Origin of the sequence: Sphingobacterium corticibacter (assembly GCF_003076635.1) — a bacterium.
GTDB lineage: Bacteria > Bacteroidota > Bacteroidia > Sphingobacteriales > Sphingobacteriaceae > Sphingobacterium > Sphingobacterium corticibacter.
In genome coordinates this window covers 188009-203093 of record NZ_QDKG01000003.1, presented here as the reverse complement: position 1 = coordinate 203093, position 15085 = coordinate 188009, and the positions used below count along the sequence as shown (strand labels likewise).

Below are 15085 nucleotides of genomic sequence, written 5' to 3'. Positions count from 1 at the left end.
TGTAATAGAAACTTACTCTTCTTTCGTCGTGGCGTATGCACGCCACTTGTCCAATGCCGATTGAAAATCTGCTGGCAATGGTACTTCGAAAGCAACCTTTTGTTTGGAAGTCGGATGTTCGAATCCTAAACTCCGTGCATGTAGCGCCTGTCTTGGCAAAAGCGAAAAGCAGTTGTCTACAAATTGTCTGTACTTAGCAAATACAGTGCCTTTTCTGATACTGGCGCCACCATAAGCAGCATCATTGAAAAGCGGATGGCCGATAGATTTTAAATGTGTACGAATTTGATGTGTGCGTCCTGTTTCTAACACGCATTCAATCAACGTCACATAGCCCAATCGCTCCAATACTTTGTAATGTGTGACAGACCATTTTCCTTTTTCTGGATCATCGTACATTGTCATGATTCGGCGATCCTTTAGTTCACGACCAATATATCCAGTGATGGTACCATCCTCTTCAATATCTCCCCACACCAGCGCGACATATTTACGATCGATACTGTGCTCGAAAAACTGTTTTGCCAAGTAGGTCATCGCCCATTCATTTTTAGCAATCACTAACAAACCTGAAGTGTCTTTATCAATACGATGCACCAAGCCAGGTCTGCCCGTATTACCAGGCATCGTAGGCAATTGGTTCAAATGATAAGTAAGCGCGTTGACCAGCGTACCGGTATAATTATTGAAACCTGGATGTACCACCATGCCAGGATCTTTATTGACCAATAGCACGTCATCATCTTCGTATACAATATTCAAAGGAATATTTTCTGGATATACTTCAGTGTCTCGCGGGGGATCTGGGAACACCACAGAAATAACATCCAAGGGCTTCACCTTATAATTGGATTTTACCAAATTATCATTTACCAGAACAGAACCAGCATCAATCGCATTTTGAATGCGATTGCGTGACGTATTTTCCACACGATTCATCAAAAATTTGTCTATCCGCAGTGGACTTTGTTTTTTGTCGGTGACAATTCTGATGTGCTCAAAAAGCTCTTGCTCGTCGTGTTCTTCCTCTAAGTGATCAACCATGCTGCAAAAGTACCTATTTTTAGAATATATAAAGGATGTAGAAAGAAATAGTACCTTTGGTTGATGTCTTTGGATTTCCATTTCAATAGCCCAGTCGAAGTACTTGATCTACCTCTTCTTCGCGAACGCAAAGTACAGGTCTCGGTGAAACGGGATGACCTCATTCATCCTTTTATTTCGGGAAATAAGTGGCGTAAACTCAAATATATTCTTGCACAAGCACGTGAAGACCATAAAAACACCTTGGTAACTTTCGGCGGTGCTTGGTCCAATCACCTATTAGCGACAGCCTGCGCCGGAGCCAAATTCGGATTTAAAACACATGGTTTTGTACGTGGAGAAATGGTCAACAATCCAGTATTAGCGATGTGCAGATTGTATGGAATGGAGCTAAACTTTGTGGATCGTACCGCGTATCGCGACAAAAAAACACTGTTTGATCAAAACTTTCTAGCACAGGATGCTGTATATATCGAGGAAGGTGGTTTTGGTGATAAAGCTTTGTTGGGATGTGCGGAGATTGTGCAAGATTTATCTCAGGAATATGATCATATTTTTGTAGCTAGTGGTACTGGAACTACGGTAGCTGGATTAGCAACAGGCGTTTTCGAGCGTAATTTATCAACACGGGTGCATAGCATTCCGGTGCTAAAAGGTGGGGATTTCTTAAAAAGTGATGTGCAATCACTTGGTGTAAATCCAGATAATATTACCTTTCATTTGGATTATCATTTTGGTGGATATGCTAAGCATACGGCAGAATTACGTGCTTTTGTGAAAGAATTTGTACAAGATACCGGCATCATGATTGAACCAACATACACAGGCAAAGCTTTTTATGCTTTGTTTGATCTGGTAAAACAAGATTACTTTGTGCCTGGCGATCAGGTAGTCATCATTCATACCGGCGGCCTAACGGGATTTTTGGGCATGTACGACAAATTTTAAATCGTTTTAAAGAAATCATGCTTAATCGCTTTTTTGCTTTCATTGTCTTTTTATTGGTTACTACAACGCTGTATGCGCAAGCTGATAGCTTGAGTAATACCCAAGATACCCTGCATACGATCAGCAGAGCAGATACCATTCGTGGAGATCAAGATGCCTATGATATTGTCGATGCATATCGAAGCATTTTTCCACGTAAAGACACCGCAGATGTGCCAAAACGAAGATCTGGTGTGGCTTATCTACCCAATGTTAATTATAATCCGAGTATTGGGGCGCAGATCGGCGCAAAGATGGTTGCTGGTCACGTTTTTGGAGACCGAGAGAATACCACGATGTCTGTATTTGCGACCGCACTATCGGCAACTACACGGGGTATTATCGTGGGTTACTTCAATCATGACATTTATACCACAGAAAATAAGTGGAACCTGAAAGGCAATATCAATATTGCACGCATGGTTGGTTTAGATTATGGCTTAGGCATCGGCAGGCCACTGCCAAGTCCTACGCCAGATGAACTGATTTTGAATAACCCTGAGCGTTCTAGATTTACGTATAATTACAATGTTTACAACTTCAATGAACGTCTTTACAAGCAATTATTACCAGGGATGTTTGTGGGAGCTGGTGTCTTTTTTGAATTAAAACGCGGTATTTCCGTAAACAATGAGGAAGATATATCACCCAATCGGATTTATAGTGAGTGGAATGGCTTTGATGATACGCAGAATAACAATAATGGCCTAATGCTTAACTTTCAATACATGACGCGTGATAATCCCAACAATGCGTATAAGGGAATCTATGCCGATGTAGTATTGCGATCCAATCAAACTTGGATGGGAAGCCAGCACAGCGCCTATCAGCTGGTCACCGATTTTAGAAAATATTGGAATCTCTCGAAAGATGAATCGAATCATGTGCTGGCTTTTTGGAGCTTAGGATCTTTTAAATTGGGCAATGATTACTTACCGTATCTGGATCTTCCCGGAACGGGTAAAGACGCGTACGCAAGAAGCGGTCGCGGCTATACATTTGGTTACTTCAAAGGACTTTCTTTTTATTATACGGAATTAGAATACCGTTTTCCGATTTTGGAAAATCGGTTTTTGAGCGGTGTTGTTTTTGCAAATGCACAAACGGCAAACGATCAAATGGGAACCAAACTTTTCCGGTATTGGCAACCCGCTGGTGGAGCCGGCCTAAGGGTCTTATTTAACAAAACTACACGTACTAATCTGTGTATTGATTACGCTATGGGGAGATTTGGTCAGCGTGGATTCTTCTTAGGTTTAAATGAAGCCTTTTAATTTTAATGATCACTACTAACTAATGATGCAATCTCCTATAATCCATCTTTGGCGCTCTGTCCTATTATGCTGTCTTGCAAACCCATTGTTTGCACAAACGGAACAAGATAGTACGCGGCATGAAATCGCGCCAGTGAAAATCCGTTCTTACTTTAGCAGCCAACCTTTCTTGGCGCATACCTCGTCTGCGAAAGTGATTACACGCGATCTGCTGACGGCACAAATGCCGGGCACCATTTTGCCAGCGGTCAATACCACACCAGGTGTACGCATGGAAGAGCGCTCGCCTGGTAGTTATCGTTTGGCGTTGCGCGGAAGTATGTTGCGTTCTCCTTTCGGCGTGCGAAATACTAAAATTTATATCGACGAAATTCCACTAACAGATGCCGGTGGCAATAGTTATTTGAATAGTTTAGATCCGGTGGGATTGCAGCAAATCACCATCATTAAAGGACCAGATGGTTCGCTATTTGGCCCAAATTCTGGCGGTGTGGTTCGCATATCACCTTATGGATTTGATAGTTTCGATCCCGCCACACAAGTGTTGCTTTCTAGCGGATCATTTGGTACGCTTAACCAGCAATTGAGTCACCGACAACAGGTGAGCGATACGTATCAATTTTCATTCGATCAAGCATACATGCGGTCTGATGGCTACCGAGATCATACTGGCATGAAAAGATTGTATCTCCAGACAGCACATCAATGGCAGTATCATCCAAAAGCAAAGCTTAAATTCTTAGCCATCTATTCTGATCTATCGTACAATACGCCGGGCGGACTCACGCAAGCACAGTTTGATGCAAATCCGCGACAAGCACGACCAGCTACGGCTACCATGCCTGGGGCGGAAGATCAACAGGCCACAATCTATAATAAAACCTTGATATCCGGTCTAGTACATGAATATAAAATTAGTGATCAGTGGCTACACAGCGCCTCCGTATTTGGTAGTTTTACAGATTTCCAAAATCCATTTATTACCAACTACGAGCATCGTGATGAGCGCAATGCAGGTTTTCGAACCTACGTTTCATATACACCGGAGCAGAATGATTGGATCAGTTGGCAGATGCAACTGGGTATGGAAGCACAAGCCGGTTGGTACAAAATTGAAAACTTCGATAATCTCGCTGGTGTGAAAGGTGATCCGCAAAGCTTTGATGATTTGCGAAATGGTCAACATTTCTACTTCTATAGAGCCGCCGCTACCATCTTACAAAAGTTGACCGCTGAAGCATCTATCGGATTGAATTATAATGATATTCGTTTTACGCAGCGATTTCCAGTCGTTGATAATAACCGTGGTGACATTAATTTTGGTGCGACTTGGATGCCAAGATTGGCACTCTCCTATCTGCTTACGCCACAAGTCGCGGCACGGGCTTCTGTATCTAGAGGGTATTCACCACCGACCATCGCTGAAGTTCGATCGTCAGACAACCAAATCAATGCTGATCTACAAGCGGAAGGTGGATATAATTACGAAGTGGGCGTTCGTGCTGAAACGAAGAATAGACGTTGGTTAGTAGATCTAAGTGCCTATCACTATCGACTGAAAGAAGGAATCGTACGACAGCTTCGGGAAAATGGTGCAGAGTTCTTCGTGAATGCTGGAAACATCAATCAACGAGGCATTGAGTTGTTATTGATGGGACAGCTGATCACGCCGCGTTCAACAGGTTTTATTCGTGCGATGAATGTATCCGCCGCACTGACGTATCAGGATTATAAATTCCAGACGTATACCGTATTGGAAGGCGGAGAAAATGTGGATCACAGTGGCAATAAGGTCACCTCTATCCCGACCTGGATATCAGTCAATTCGCTCAATATGCAATTCCCACATGGCACAGGAATCAATATTATGCACAATCATACTTCATCGATTCCATTAAATGATGCAAATACGGCTTTTGCCAATGGCTATAATCTGCTCCAAGCAAAAGCACATTGGCAGATTCCGACCGGTCGAGAATGGCAAATACAAGTGTTTGTGGGCGGAGATAATCTGCTCAATCAAACCTACAGTTTGGGTAACGATATCAACGCCTTTGGCGGAAGATATTTTAACCCATCACCTACTAGAAATTTCTACGGCGGCTTAAGCGCAAGCTTCTAATCAGCCAACAGATTGGCAGCTTTCAGTAGATGCTCCAGATAATGAGATTCAAGTCCGAAGAAGGTTTTCAACTCCCTTAATTTGGCTTGGATCTCTTTTTGTCTAGCCGGATTAACCTTTTTTCGCAGCCCAACAATCAACACATTTTTAGGTGTATGTGCATCGGATATGAACTCGACCACCTTGGTTTGGTAACCGTGGTATTCCATCAACAAAGCACGAATACTATCGGTCAACATCTCGGCATGGCGCTCCATAAAGATACCGTGCCGTGTCATAAAATTAAGCTCGTTTTTTGCTTTTACACGTTCTAACTCTCTCCGTACCTGCTTGTGGCAACAAGGTGCTACAACGATGAGATTCGCTTGATGTTGAATTCCTTTATATATCGCATCGTCAGTAGCTGTATCACAGGCATGTAATGCAATTAAGATATCCATCGGCACGGCCGGTTGGTATGCTTCGATCGTTCCTTCTACAAATTGCAAACCGGTTAAGGCTGACTTTTCAGCAATCTGATTACACAGGTCGACCAAATCTTTTCGAAATTCTACACCAACCGTTTCAATCTTTTTAGTCGTTTGCTGCATGAGATAATCATGTAGCGCAAAGGTTAGGTAACCTTTGCCTGCTCCCATATCTACGATGCGGAGGGTTTCACTTTCGGGCAATTCAGACAAGCTCGAACTTAAGATCTCGATATAGTGATTGATCTGCTTCCATTTGTCCTGCGCATTCTTATATACTTTTCCATCAGTATCGGTCAATCGTAATTCGTGCCAGTACGCGCTTTTGGTATCCGTGATCTTGCGCTCTTTCTGTTTGTTATGCGCCAGATTAGGCGTACAGCAATTTTCTGCTGCTTCTACGCGGTAGCTCCATCCTCTCTTAGGATGCCACTGCAAGAAGATATTTTCTTGTTGAAGAAATAAAGAAATAGAATGAAACTCTTCTTGTTCACAGAAAGCTACAAGCATCTCCGTGGCTACAATCACATCGTAGTTTTTCACGATATCGCGTCGGGCATAACGATATGTGAAAGATATCTGGTAGTTGTTTTTTATGCTGACCGGTTTTAGATACAGATTTTTTAGATCCACCTCTGCCCCCTTGTAACTTCCTAACGTTGCTTTCACCAATTCTGTACCAGATACATGCTTTTTCAGTAGCTCCAATACGTCCGACTTCTGTATGAATTTCATATAGGGCAAAGTTACTATTAATTATAGGCTCTTCCTATGTTAACACGTAGGATATGACCGCAAATAGTGATATGTTTGTATATGCACTTACCTACAATAAAAGCAGTTTTCTTCGATATCGATGGTACTTTGATTAGCTTTAACACGCATGCTGTACCGCAATCTACTTTAGATGCTATAAGAGAGTTGAAAAAGAAAGGAATCAAGGTAATCGTCTCTACCGGTCGTTCCATCAATAATCTGGATCATATCAAACATTTGGGGTTTGACGGCTACAGCACCTTTAACGGTGGTTATTGTGTCGTTGCCGAGAGTGATACTATTTTGCATCGCGCTACGATGGATCCTACCGATGTAGAGCGATTGATTGCGTATAGCAAAGAAACACCGGTGAGCTTCTCGCTGATGTCAGAACAAGAAGTAACCATCCATCACGTTACGCCGGAAATTGACATGATGTATGAGGCGGTGAATCTTCCAACTCCGCCACTTACGAATTTTGATACCTTGGATACGGGCAGCATTTTACAAGTGAACGTATTTATTCATCCCGATAAGGAAGCCGAATTCATGGCGAACATTATGCCTAACTCCATCGCTACGCGTTGGATAGAGACCTTTGCAGACGTAAATCCGGGCGGACAAAGTAAAAAAGTGGGAATAGAAGCGTTTTGCCGCCATTTTGGACTTGATGTCTCCGAAACGATGGCTTTTGGTGATGGTGGTAATGATATTGAGATGCTAAAATATGCTGGTGTAGGAGTTGCTATGGGAAATGCGAACCCAGCGGTAAAAGAAAATGCTGATTATGTGACTGACCATGTGGATGAGGATGGAATCTGGAATGCCTTGGTTCACTATCAAGTGATCTAGTCCGATCATTCAACGCACAAATTTAATTTACTCGGATACTGATACAGCATCCGAGTAAACTACGACATCTATCCTATCGTAAAACCATTTTCGATAATAACACCTTTTTTGATGATCACGATGCCATCTACGATGGAATATTTCTCAAAATCCCCATCTTGCAGTTTTCCACCACCTTTGATGCGGACATCATTGCCAATGCGGCAATTCTTATCCAAGATCGCATTCTCAATATAACAGCGTTCGCCAACCCCAATCGGAGGTGGTTCTTGGGTGTGGTATAGCTCAATCAAATCGTCGAGCTTTTCATAATAATCTGCTCCCATCATATACGTGGTGCGGATTACCGTACCAATACCAATGCGTGAACGAATACCAATCACTGATCGGCTTATTTTGTCCGCATGTACAATACAACCATCGGCCACGATACTGTTGTCTACGGTTGTGCCACCAAATTTGGAAGGCGGCAACATACGTGCACGTGTGAATACCGGATTATCAAATAAATTGAATTTCGGGATATCATCTGTCAATCCAATGTTCGCCTCGAAAAATGAGCTGATCGTACCAATATCCGTCCAGTAATCTTCGAACTGATAGCTCATCACCCGATTCACTCCGATCGCATCTGGAATGATGTGCTTCCCAAAATCCATCCCCGGATTTTCTTCCAGCAATTGTTTCAGCACGCCTTTTGAGAAAACATATATACCCATAGAAGCAAGGTACTTACGCCCTTCATTCTCCAAATGCTCCGGAACATCGGAAGCCCAGTCAACCAACAGATCGGTTGATGGTTTTTCGATGAAAGATTCAATTTCATTTTTCTCATTGGCTTTCAAAATACCAAAGCCTGTTGCATCATTGGCCGTGACTGGAATGGTAGCTAAGGTTACTTCTGCTTCAGACTCGACGTGAAAGTCGATCAATTTGGAATAATCCATTTGGTATAGTTGATCACCCGACAGCACGAGAATGTAATCGTAATCGATTCCGATCAGATTTTTTTGTGTACGTCGTACGGCATCTGCTGTTCCTTCGTACCAACGATCCCCTTCATTCGTCTGCTCTGCTGCAAGAATATCAACAAAACCGGTACTGAATACGCTGAAGTTAAACGTGTTCTTGATATGCTTGTTAAGCGATGCCGAGTTGTACTGCGTCAATACAAAAATCTTATTGAATCCTGAGCTCAAGCAATTAGAAATGGGAATATCGACTAAACGATACTTACCGGCAATCGGAACTGCGGGCTTAGATCGCTGATCTGTCAATGGATATAGGCGTGTACCACGACCGCCACCTAGCACAATGGAAACTACTTTATGTATCATAACTTCTCTTCAACAAAACGGTTGTATAATTTTTCGTACTTCAAGGCAGATTGCTCCCAAGAGTAATTTAACTTCATGATTTTTTTGCGGATCTGATCCAACTTTTTCTTGTCTTGAAGGATATCTAACGCACGGACGACGCAGTTGGCTGCATCAGTTGGATTCGCTTCATCAAAGACAAATCCGTATCCTCCTTCTGTAGCTACGTCCATCACGGTATCGCGAAGACCACCTGTATTGCGCACAATCGGTATCGTACCGTATTTCATCGCGTAAAGCTGATTTAGTCCGCAAGGTTCCACGCGCGATGGCATCAGCAAAAGATCCGCCGCAGCATACACTCGGTGAGCCAACTCCTCATTATAGCCGAAGAATGTAGCCAACCTACCTTCATACCGCGATTTCCGTGCTTCCAGCTGTGCGCTAATTTCCTCATCGCCAGATCCTAATATAAATACACCAAAATCCTCATCAGTGTTTGCAAAAATTTCATCTATGATCACCGGAAGTAAGTCGGCGCCCTTTTCAAAAGCAAATCGACCGATAAATACGATAAGCGGCTTCGCAAAATCAACCCCGTAGGCTTTACCCAACCATTTCTTATTCGCATTTTTGCCCGATCGTACCGTGCTAACTCCATAGTTTTTATCTAAACTACTGTCTGTTTCTGGATTCCAAACCGTTTCGTCAATACCATTCACAATACCTTCGGCCTTGCCCGATTCCATTTTAAATAGGTCTTGCAAACCATTGGCCTCTTCAAAGAGCTCTTGTAAATATCCTTCGGATACCGTGTTGTATGCCGCGCAACATTTAATGGCAGCTGCCATCGGATTAATGACTTCATTCCACTCAAGCAAACCCCATTTCCAATCATCGTACGCTGGTAGCAATGGACTTTTATTCCAATCGATCCAGCCTTGATATTGACCGTTGTGTACCGTGAATATCGTGGTAATGGCTGCCAAGCGTTCGCGAAACGCTAAACCATGTTGCATCAGAAAAGGCGTCAATCCCACGTGATGATCGTGACAATGTACCACATCTGGAAGCGCTTCTTGCTTATTCAGAAAATCTAAAAAAGCATGTTGAAATGCTATCCACTGCTCGGCTTCATCTGGGTAGCAGTATACTTCTGGACGATCTAATTTGCCCGGTATCCGTATGAAATACAGCGGAAACCCCAAACTTTCATTTTTCTCTTTTAGTACTTCGTAATCAAATAGCTCGTCACCTTGCTTAATGTTACCTGTAGCAATAGAGATTGTTTCTTGATTTTGTAGAAATGGTCGATCGTACCAAGGCATGACGACAGATGCGTCGATGCCCATCGTACGTTGGTACTTAGGAAGTGCGCCAACCACATCCGCTAATCCTCCCACTTTTGCCACAGGATAACATTCTACACTCAAATGGATAACTTTCATCATCTTAGTTTATGCGCTTAACTTTTTTAGTTTTCGTCTGCTTTTGCTTATATACCACACCAGCCAATGGTGGTAAATCTATCGCGATTGAATGATCGCGATGCATCCAATGAATTTTCTCGGATTTTGATGCTGTTGCGCTGATGCCACTACCGTAATAATCGTGCTCGTCTGAGTTAAAAATAGGTTGCCAAATACCTTCTTGAGGAACGCCGATACGGAATTGTGATCTCACCACGGGTGTTAGATTCAAGACAACAACTAAATCATTCTCCCGATCATGCCCTTTACGGAGATAAACAAATACGCCTTGATCTCGGTCGCCCATCTCTATCCATTCAAATCCTTCGGGGCTAAATGCTTTTTCGTATAATGCGGGTTCTGATTTATAGAGTGCATTGAGTGAAGCCACTAGCTTTTTGACACCTTGGTGTGGCGCGTACTCCAGTAAATGCCAATCCAACGATTGATCCACATTCCACTCGGCTGTTTGTCCGAATTCTCCGCCCATGAAAAGTAACTTCGTTCCCAGAAATGTAAACATGTACAAGTACAAAGTCCGTAGATTGGCCACGCGTTGCCAATCATCACCGGGCATTTTGTATAACATCGACTTTTTACCATACACGACCTCATCATGCGAAAATGGCAACATAAAGTTCTCATGAAAACCATATACTGTCGCAAAAGTCATCTTATCGTGTGCGTATTTACGATTGATAGGATCTTCTTTGAAATAACTCAAGGTATCATGCATCCAGCCCATCATCCATTTCATGCCAAAACCCAATCCACCTTGATAGGTTGGCCGACTAACGCCAGCCCAAGAAGTGGATTCTTCGGCAATGGTTTGTACATCGGGAAAATGGGTGTATACCGCTTCGTTAAATTCTTTTAGAAATGCGACGGCTTCTAGATTCTCGTTTCCACCAAATTCATTGGTTTCCCATTCACCATAGTTGCGCGAATAATCAAGGTATAGCATTGATGCGACGGCATCGACACGCAATCCGTCCACATGATATAGATCCAGCCAGAATAACGCATTGCTAATTAAGAAGGATTTGATTTCATTGCGACCATAGTTGAAGATATAGGATTTCCAATCGGGATGATATCCTTTCTTTGGATCAGCATGCTCAAATAAGTGTGTACCGTCGAATTTGTATAAACCGTGCGCATCACCTGGAAAATGTGAAGGCACCCAATCTAATATGACGCCGATATCTGCTTGGTGCAATGCTTCGATCAGGTGCATAAAGTCTTGTGGACTTCCATAGCGGGATGAACAGGCAAAATAACCTGTAATCTGATAGCCCCAAGACGGATAATACGGATGCTCCATCACGGGCATAAATTCTACGTGGGTGAAACCCATTTCTTGAATATAAGGTACCAAACGAGCGGCAATTTCTCGATAATTCAAAAATCGATCTGGTTCATTAGCATCACGCATCCAGGAGCCTAAATGCATCTCGTATACAGAAATGGGCTTATCCAAAGCATTGTGTGCTTGGCGTTTTCCCATCCAATCGTTGTCTTCCCAGGTGTACCAAGTGGTATCCACTATGGAAGCGGTGCGCGGCGGTACTTCCGTGCGGATCGCGAATGGATCGGCTTTTTCCAGCTGCTCACCACTGGACGTCCCAATATGGTATTTGTAGGCAGTACCGTTTTCTAATGTAGGGATAAAACCTTCCCAAATGCCGCTTTCGTCCCAGCGTACTTTCAACGGGTGCGATGCCGAATTCCAGCCGTTGAAATCTCCAATGATGGAAACATAATTAGCGTTGGGTGCCCACACCGCAAAATATACACCGTGGACGCCATCGACTTGAGCGGTGCGTGAACCCAGTTTTTCGTATAATTTATAGTGTTTTCCGGAACGGAACAACATAATGTCGTAGTCGGTGAACAAACTAAATGCCACCACAGGCTCTCCCATATTTTGAATTTTATCGTCTTGTGCTTAAAAATATACTCTCGTAGGATGCCTTTTTACTACATTCCAACATGATAATCAACATCGGAATGAAACGTTTGTTCTACGCCTGATAAACTATTTTCTTAAATGCAGGATCCACTACGATATAGCTGCCTCGCTCGTCTTTCTCTACGGACGTCAAAACGCCATCCACTTTCATTTCCAACACTTCTACAGAAAGACCTATTAAGTAAATCTTATACTGCGAATGATACGAGGTGTAGTGCCCTTCGGCTAATTGTGAAACTTTTAGGGAGTCAGATGTTCCTTCTACTATAAAGTGTTTCCAGGAGTACTCTTTGTTCTCGTAGCCGAATGTTTCTCCTTGATCATCATATAGATATGAGTTAAATCGACCTTCTGCATAGAACAGACGAAGAGTCAACACCGGAATCTTTGTTTCAGAGGTATATTGCATAATTGGGTATTCGGGAATTATGCTTCCTCCGCGTACGAAGATGGGCATTTCATCTAAAGGTGTTGCCACCTGATGCTCCTGACCACCAGTGTAAGCCGTATCGTCGAAGTAATAATACCAATCACCTTCTGGTAGATACACGGTTTTGCTGCTCTGACCCGGATTGAGCACAGGAGAAACTATAATATGATCGCCGAAGGCGAATTCTTCCTCTCGTCGTAAGTTTTGTGGAATGTGCTGTTCTAGCATGGCAATAGGTCGCAAAATTGGGTCGCCATATTTGTGTTGCTGCCAGAAAGCGGTGTATATATAAGGTAAAAGCTGGTATCTTAGTTCAATGAATTTCTTACAGATGGCTTCCCATTCTGGTCCGAAACTCCATGGCTCGCGATCGCGTGTGTCACCTGCGGAGTGCACGCGCATAAATGGGGAGAATACACCAAACTGCATCCATCGTGTGTATAATTCACCATCTGGATTTCCTGTGAATCCGCCGATATCCGTACCACAAAACGAAAGACCGGATACAGAAAGTCGCTGTAGCTGCAGCAATCCAATGCGTAAGTGCTCCCAAGTGGCTATATTATCGCCCGTCCACACCGAAGAATAGCGCTGCACACCAGAATACGCAGCACGAGTAATCGTGAATGGCCTTTTGTCGCGATAAAGCTTTTTCAGCCCATCATACGTGGCGCGAACCATTTGCATACCATAGATATTATGTGCTTTGCGGTGCGATCCGCGATAGCCATCATAGTGATGGCGTACATCGTCTGGAAATGTGCCACGGCCAAAGACGGCAGGCTCATTCATATCATTCCAGAAACCGGCGACACCATCTTCTACTAGACCTTTGTACAAGCCGCCCCACCACTCGCGCACTTCGGGATTGGTGTAATCTGGAAACTGACAGCGGCCTGGCCATACAAATCCTTCCATGAAATAATCATCACCCCGACGGCAGAAATAGTTGTTGGCTTGGCCTTCTTGGAAAACCCAATAATTCTCGTCGACTTTAATACCGGGGTCAATCATAACCACCGTTTTGAAACCGTCGGCGGCGAGATCAGCGATCATCTTACGCGGATCGGGAAAATATTTGGCATTCCATGTAAAACAGCGATAACCATCCATATAATCTATGTCCAGATAAATGGCGTCACAAGGAATCTGCCGTTTGCGAAACTCGGTAGTGACATCACGCACCATTTTTTCTGGATAATAACTCCAGCGACATTGATGATAGCCGATCGCCCATAACGGCGGCAAATAATGGGTACCGGTTAGTTGATGATATCGACGCACGACATCAATCATTTGCGGTCCTTGTATATAGTAATATTGTAGTTCGCCACCTTCCGACCAGAAACTGGTCTGGTCTGCTTGTTCGGCAGCAAAATCAAAATAAGTCTTAAAAGTATTGTCGAAGAAAATACCATACGATTGACCTTCGGTAACGCCAAGGTAAAAAGGAATGGTTTTATAAAGTGGATCTTGGTTGAATGCGTAAGAATAGGTATCCGAATTCCAGTTCTTGACACGGTGACCGCGCAGGTTGAGATTGGAAGCTTTATCTCCTAATCCAAAAAACACTTCGTCCTGCGGAGCAGACTTGGTGCAGTACACGTAATAGCCACCAAAGTCCGAGTTTTCTTCCCAATGCATGGCTTTCGCATCTTGATTCACGACCTTGCCTTCGGTATCGGCAAAAGAGATATGAAAATCAGCTTTACGAATGATACAGGCAGTCCGAGCGGTAGTAATTTGATAACTATCCTCACGTTCCTCCATTGTGTAGGATGTCGGACCGTTCGATACGTTCACCGTTGCATAGGAGAAATCGGCTAAAAAAACACCTTCTGGCGCTAAACGCACCCGAATGATCTCGTCCGAAAAAAGCTTGATTTCGACTTTGGCTTTGCCATCGGTAAAATAAAAGGACGAGCCTTCTTTCACAAATCCGGTGACTTTACCAAGGTATTTCTTTTCAATAGTCGGAAGTTCTAATACCGGATTGTTAACGTGATGTATCTCTTCTTGCAGTTCTGCCGGGCTTGTATTGGCATTTGTCTGTTCTAACTTATCGTCTTTGGGCGTCATATCTGTCATCTTATCGCAGTACAATTTTTCGAATTACTGCTTTAAATTACGACTTATTTGTAAAAATGACACTATCTGAATCGATTCATTTTGCAAAATTCAATCGATTCAACGTTAGGATTTTTAGCCGAATAATAATAGCCATTCGCCGATAGGCAAAGCTCATTAACCTAAAATACCTACCACATCGTGATAGGTACTCCTATTATTGCTGATAATACATCGAATTATTAACTCAATCCCGATATTATGTACCACTTCTTACAAACCATTTCGCTCCAGGTGCTGGAATACGCAGATACTTTGACAAACGCCTT

Annotated in this window: 10 protein-coding genes; 4 read left to right on the top strand and 6 right to left on the bottom strand. The window is 43.2% G+C overall.

Annotated features, from left to right (window positions below):
* Window positions 1-12: 12 nt before the first annotated feature.
* A complete protein-coding gene (locus tag DC487_RS09640) occupies window positions 13-1044 on the bottom strand; it encodes an RluA family pseudouridine synthase (RefSeq protein WP_116775767.1) in 1032 nt (343 codons plus the stop codon).
* Window positions 1045-1107: 63 nt separating this feature from the next.
* Between DC487_RS09640 and DC487_RS09635 the strand changes: the two genes are divergently transcribed.
* From DC487_RS09635 to DC487_RS09625, 3 genes are read left to right on the top strand one after another with little or no spacing between them, the layout of a single operon-like run.
* Window positions 1108-1992: a 1-aminocyclopropane-1-carboxylate deaminase/D-cysteine desulfhydrase gene (locus DC487_RS09635; protein ID WP_116775766.1), complete on the top strand. Its 885-nt coding sequence runs from the start codon at window positions 1108-1110 to the stop codon at window positions 1990-1992.
* Between the two features lie 17 nt (window positions 1993-2009).
* Window positions 2010-3305, top strand: a complete 1296-nt coding sequence (locus tag DC487_RS09630; protein WP_116775765.1) for a BamA/TamA family outer membrane protein — start codon at window positions 2010-2012, stop codon at window positions 3303-3305.
* 22 nt (window positions 3306-3327) lie between these two features.
* Window positions 3328-5427: a TonB-dependent receptor family protein gene (locus tag DC487_RS09625; RefSeq protein ID WP_116775764.1), complete on the top strand. Its 2100-nt coding sequence runs from the start codon at window positions 3328-3330 to the stop codon at window positions 5425-5427.
* On the opposite strand, the gene DC487_RS09620 is transcribed toward DC487_RS09625, so the two are convergent.
* Window positions 5424-6629, bottom strand: a complete 1206-nt coding sequence (locus tag DC487_RS09620) for a class I SAM-dependent methyltransferase (RefSeq protein WP_116775763.1) — start codon at window positions 6627-6629, stop codon at window positions 5424-5426. The genes DC487_RS09625 and DC487_RS09620 overlap by 4 nt on opposite strands.
* An 81-nt stretch (window positions 6630-6710) precedes the next feature.
* Between DC487_RS09620 and DC487_RS09615 the strand changes: the two genes are divergently transcribed.
* Window positions 6711-7502, top strand: a complete 792-nt coding sequence (locus DC487_RS09615) for a Cof-type HAD-IIB family hydrolase (protein ID WP_116775762.1) — start codon at window positions 6711-6713, stop codon at window positions 7500-7502.
* A gap of 68 nt (window positions 7503-7570) precedes the next feature.
* Here DC487_RS09615 and DC487_RS09610 read toward each other — a convergent pair whose 3' ends face one another.
* The 4 genes from DC487_RS09610 to DC487_RS09595 form a co-directional block, all read right to left on the bottom strand.
* A complete protein-coding gene (locus tag DC487_RS09610) occupies window positions 7571-8839 on the bottom strand; it encodes a glucose-1-phosphate adenylyltransferase (protein WP_116775761.1) in 1269 nt (422 codons plus the stop codon).
* Window positions 8836-10269, bottom strand: coding sequence for a glycogen synthase (locus tag DC487_RS09605; RefSeq protein WP_116775760.1), 1434 nt, complete (start codon window positions 10267-10269; stop codon window positions 8836-8838). The genes DC487_RS09610 and DC487_RS09605 overlap by 4 nt, the downstream gene beginning before the upstream one ends.
* Before the next feature lies 1 nt (window position 10270).
* Complete coding sequence (gene glgB / locus DC487_RS09600; RefSeq protein ID WP_116775759.1) at window positions 10271-12211, bottom strand: 1,4-alpha-glucan branching protein GlgB; 1941 nt, start codon at window positions 12209-12211, stop codon at window positions 10271-10273.
* A 100-nt stretch (window positions 12212-12311) separates the two neighbouring features.
* The gene (locus tag DC487_RS09595; protein ID WP_449441374.1) at window positions 12312-14777 is read right to left on the bottom strand and encodes a glycoside hydrolase family 31 protein; all 2466 of its coding nucleotides are present in this window, start codon (window positions 14775-14777) and stop codon (window positions 12312-12314) included.
* Window positions 14778-15085 lie beyond the last annotated feature (308 nt).

What these genes read in the sequence shown, in the direction of transcription:
- DC487_RS09640 (WP_116775767.1), bottom strand. Translation starts at nt 1,044, where the DNA reads ATGGTTGATCACTTAGAGGAAGAACACGACGAGCAAGAGCTTTTTGAG.
- DC487_RS09635 (WP_116775766.1), top strand. Translation starts at nt 1,108, where the DNA reads ATGTCTTTGGATTTCCATTTCAATAGCCCAGTCGAAGTACTTGATCTA.
- DC487_RS09630 (WP_116775765.1), top strand. Translation starts at nt 2,010, where the DNA reads ATGCTTAATCGCTTTTTTGCTTTCATTGTCTTTTTATTGGTTACTACA.
- DC487_RS09625 (WP_116775764.1), top strand. Translation starts at nt 3,328, where the DNA reads ATGATGCAATCTCCTATAATCCATCTTTGGCGCTCTGTCCTATTATGC.
- DC487_RS09620 (WP_116775763.1), bottom strand. Translation starts at nt 6,629, where the DNA reads ATGAAATTCATACAGAAGTCGGACGTATTGGAGCTACTGAAAAAGCAT.
- DC487_RS09615 (WP_116775762.1), top strand. Translation starts at nt 6,711, where the DNA reads ATGCACTTACCTACAATAAAAGCAGTTTTCTTCGATATCGATGGTACT.
- DC487_RS09610 (WP_116775761.1), bottom strand. Translation starts at nt 8,839, where the DNA reads ATGATACATAAAGTAGTTTCCATTGTGCTAGGTGGCGGTCGTGGTACA.
- DC487_RS09605 (WP_116775760.1), bottom strand. Translation starts at nt 10,269, where the DNA reads ATGATGAAAGTTATCCATTTGAGTGTAGAATGTTATCCTGTGGCAAAA.
- glgB (WP_116775759.1), bottom strand. Translation starts at nt 12,211, where the DNA reads ATGGGAGAGCCTGTGGTGGCATTTAGTTTGTTCACCGACTACGACATT.
- DC487_RS09595 (WP_449441374.1), bottom strand. Translation starts at nt 14,777, where the DNA reads ATGACAGATATGACGCCCAAAGACGATAAGTTAGAACAGACAAATGCC.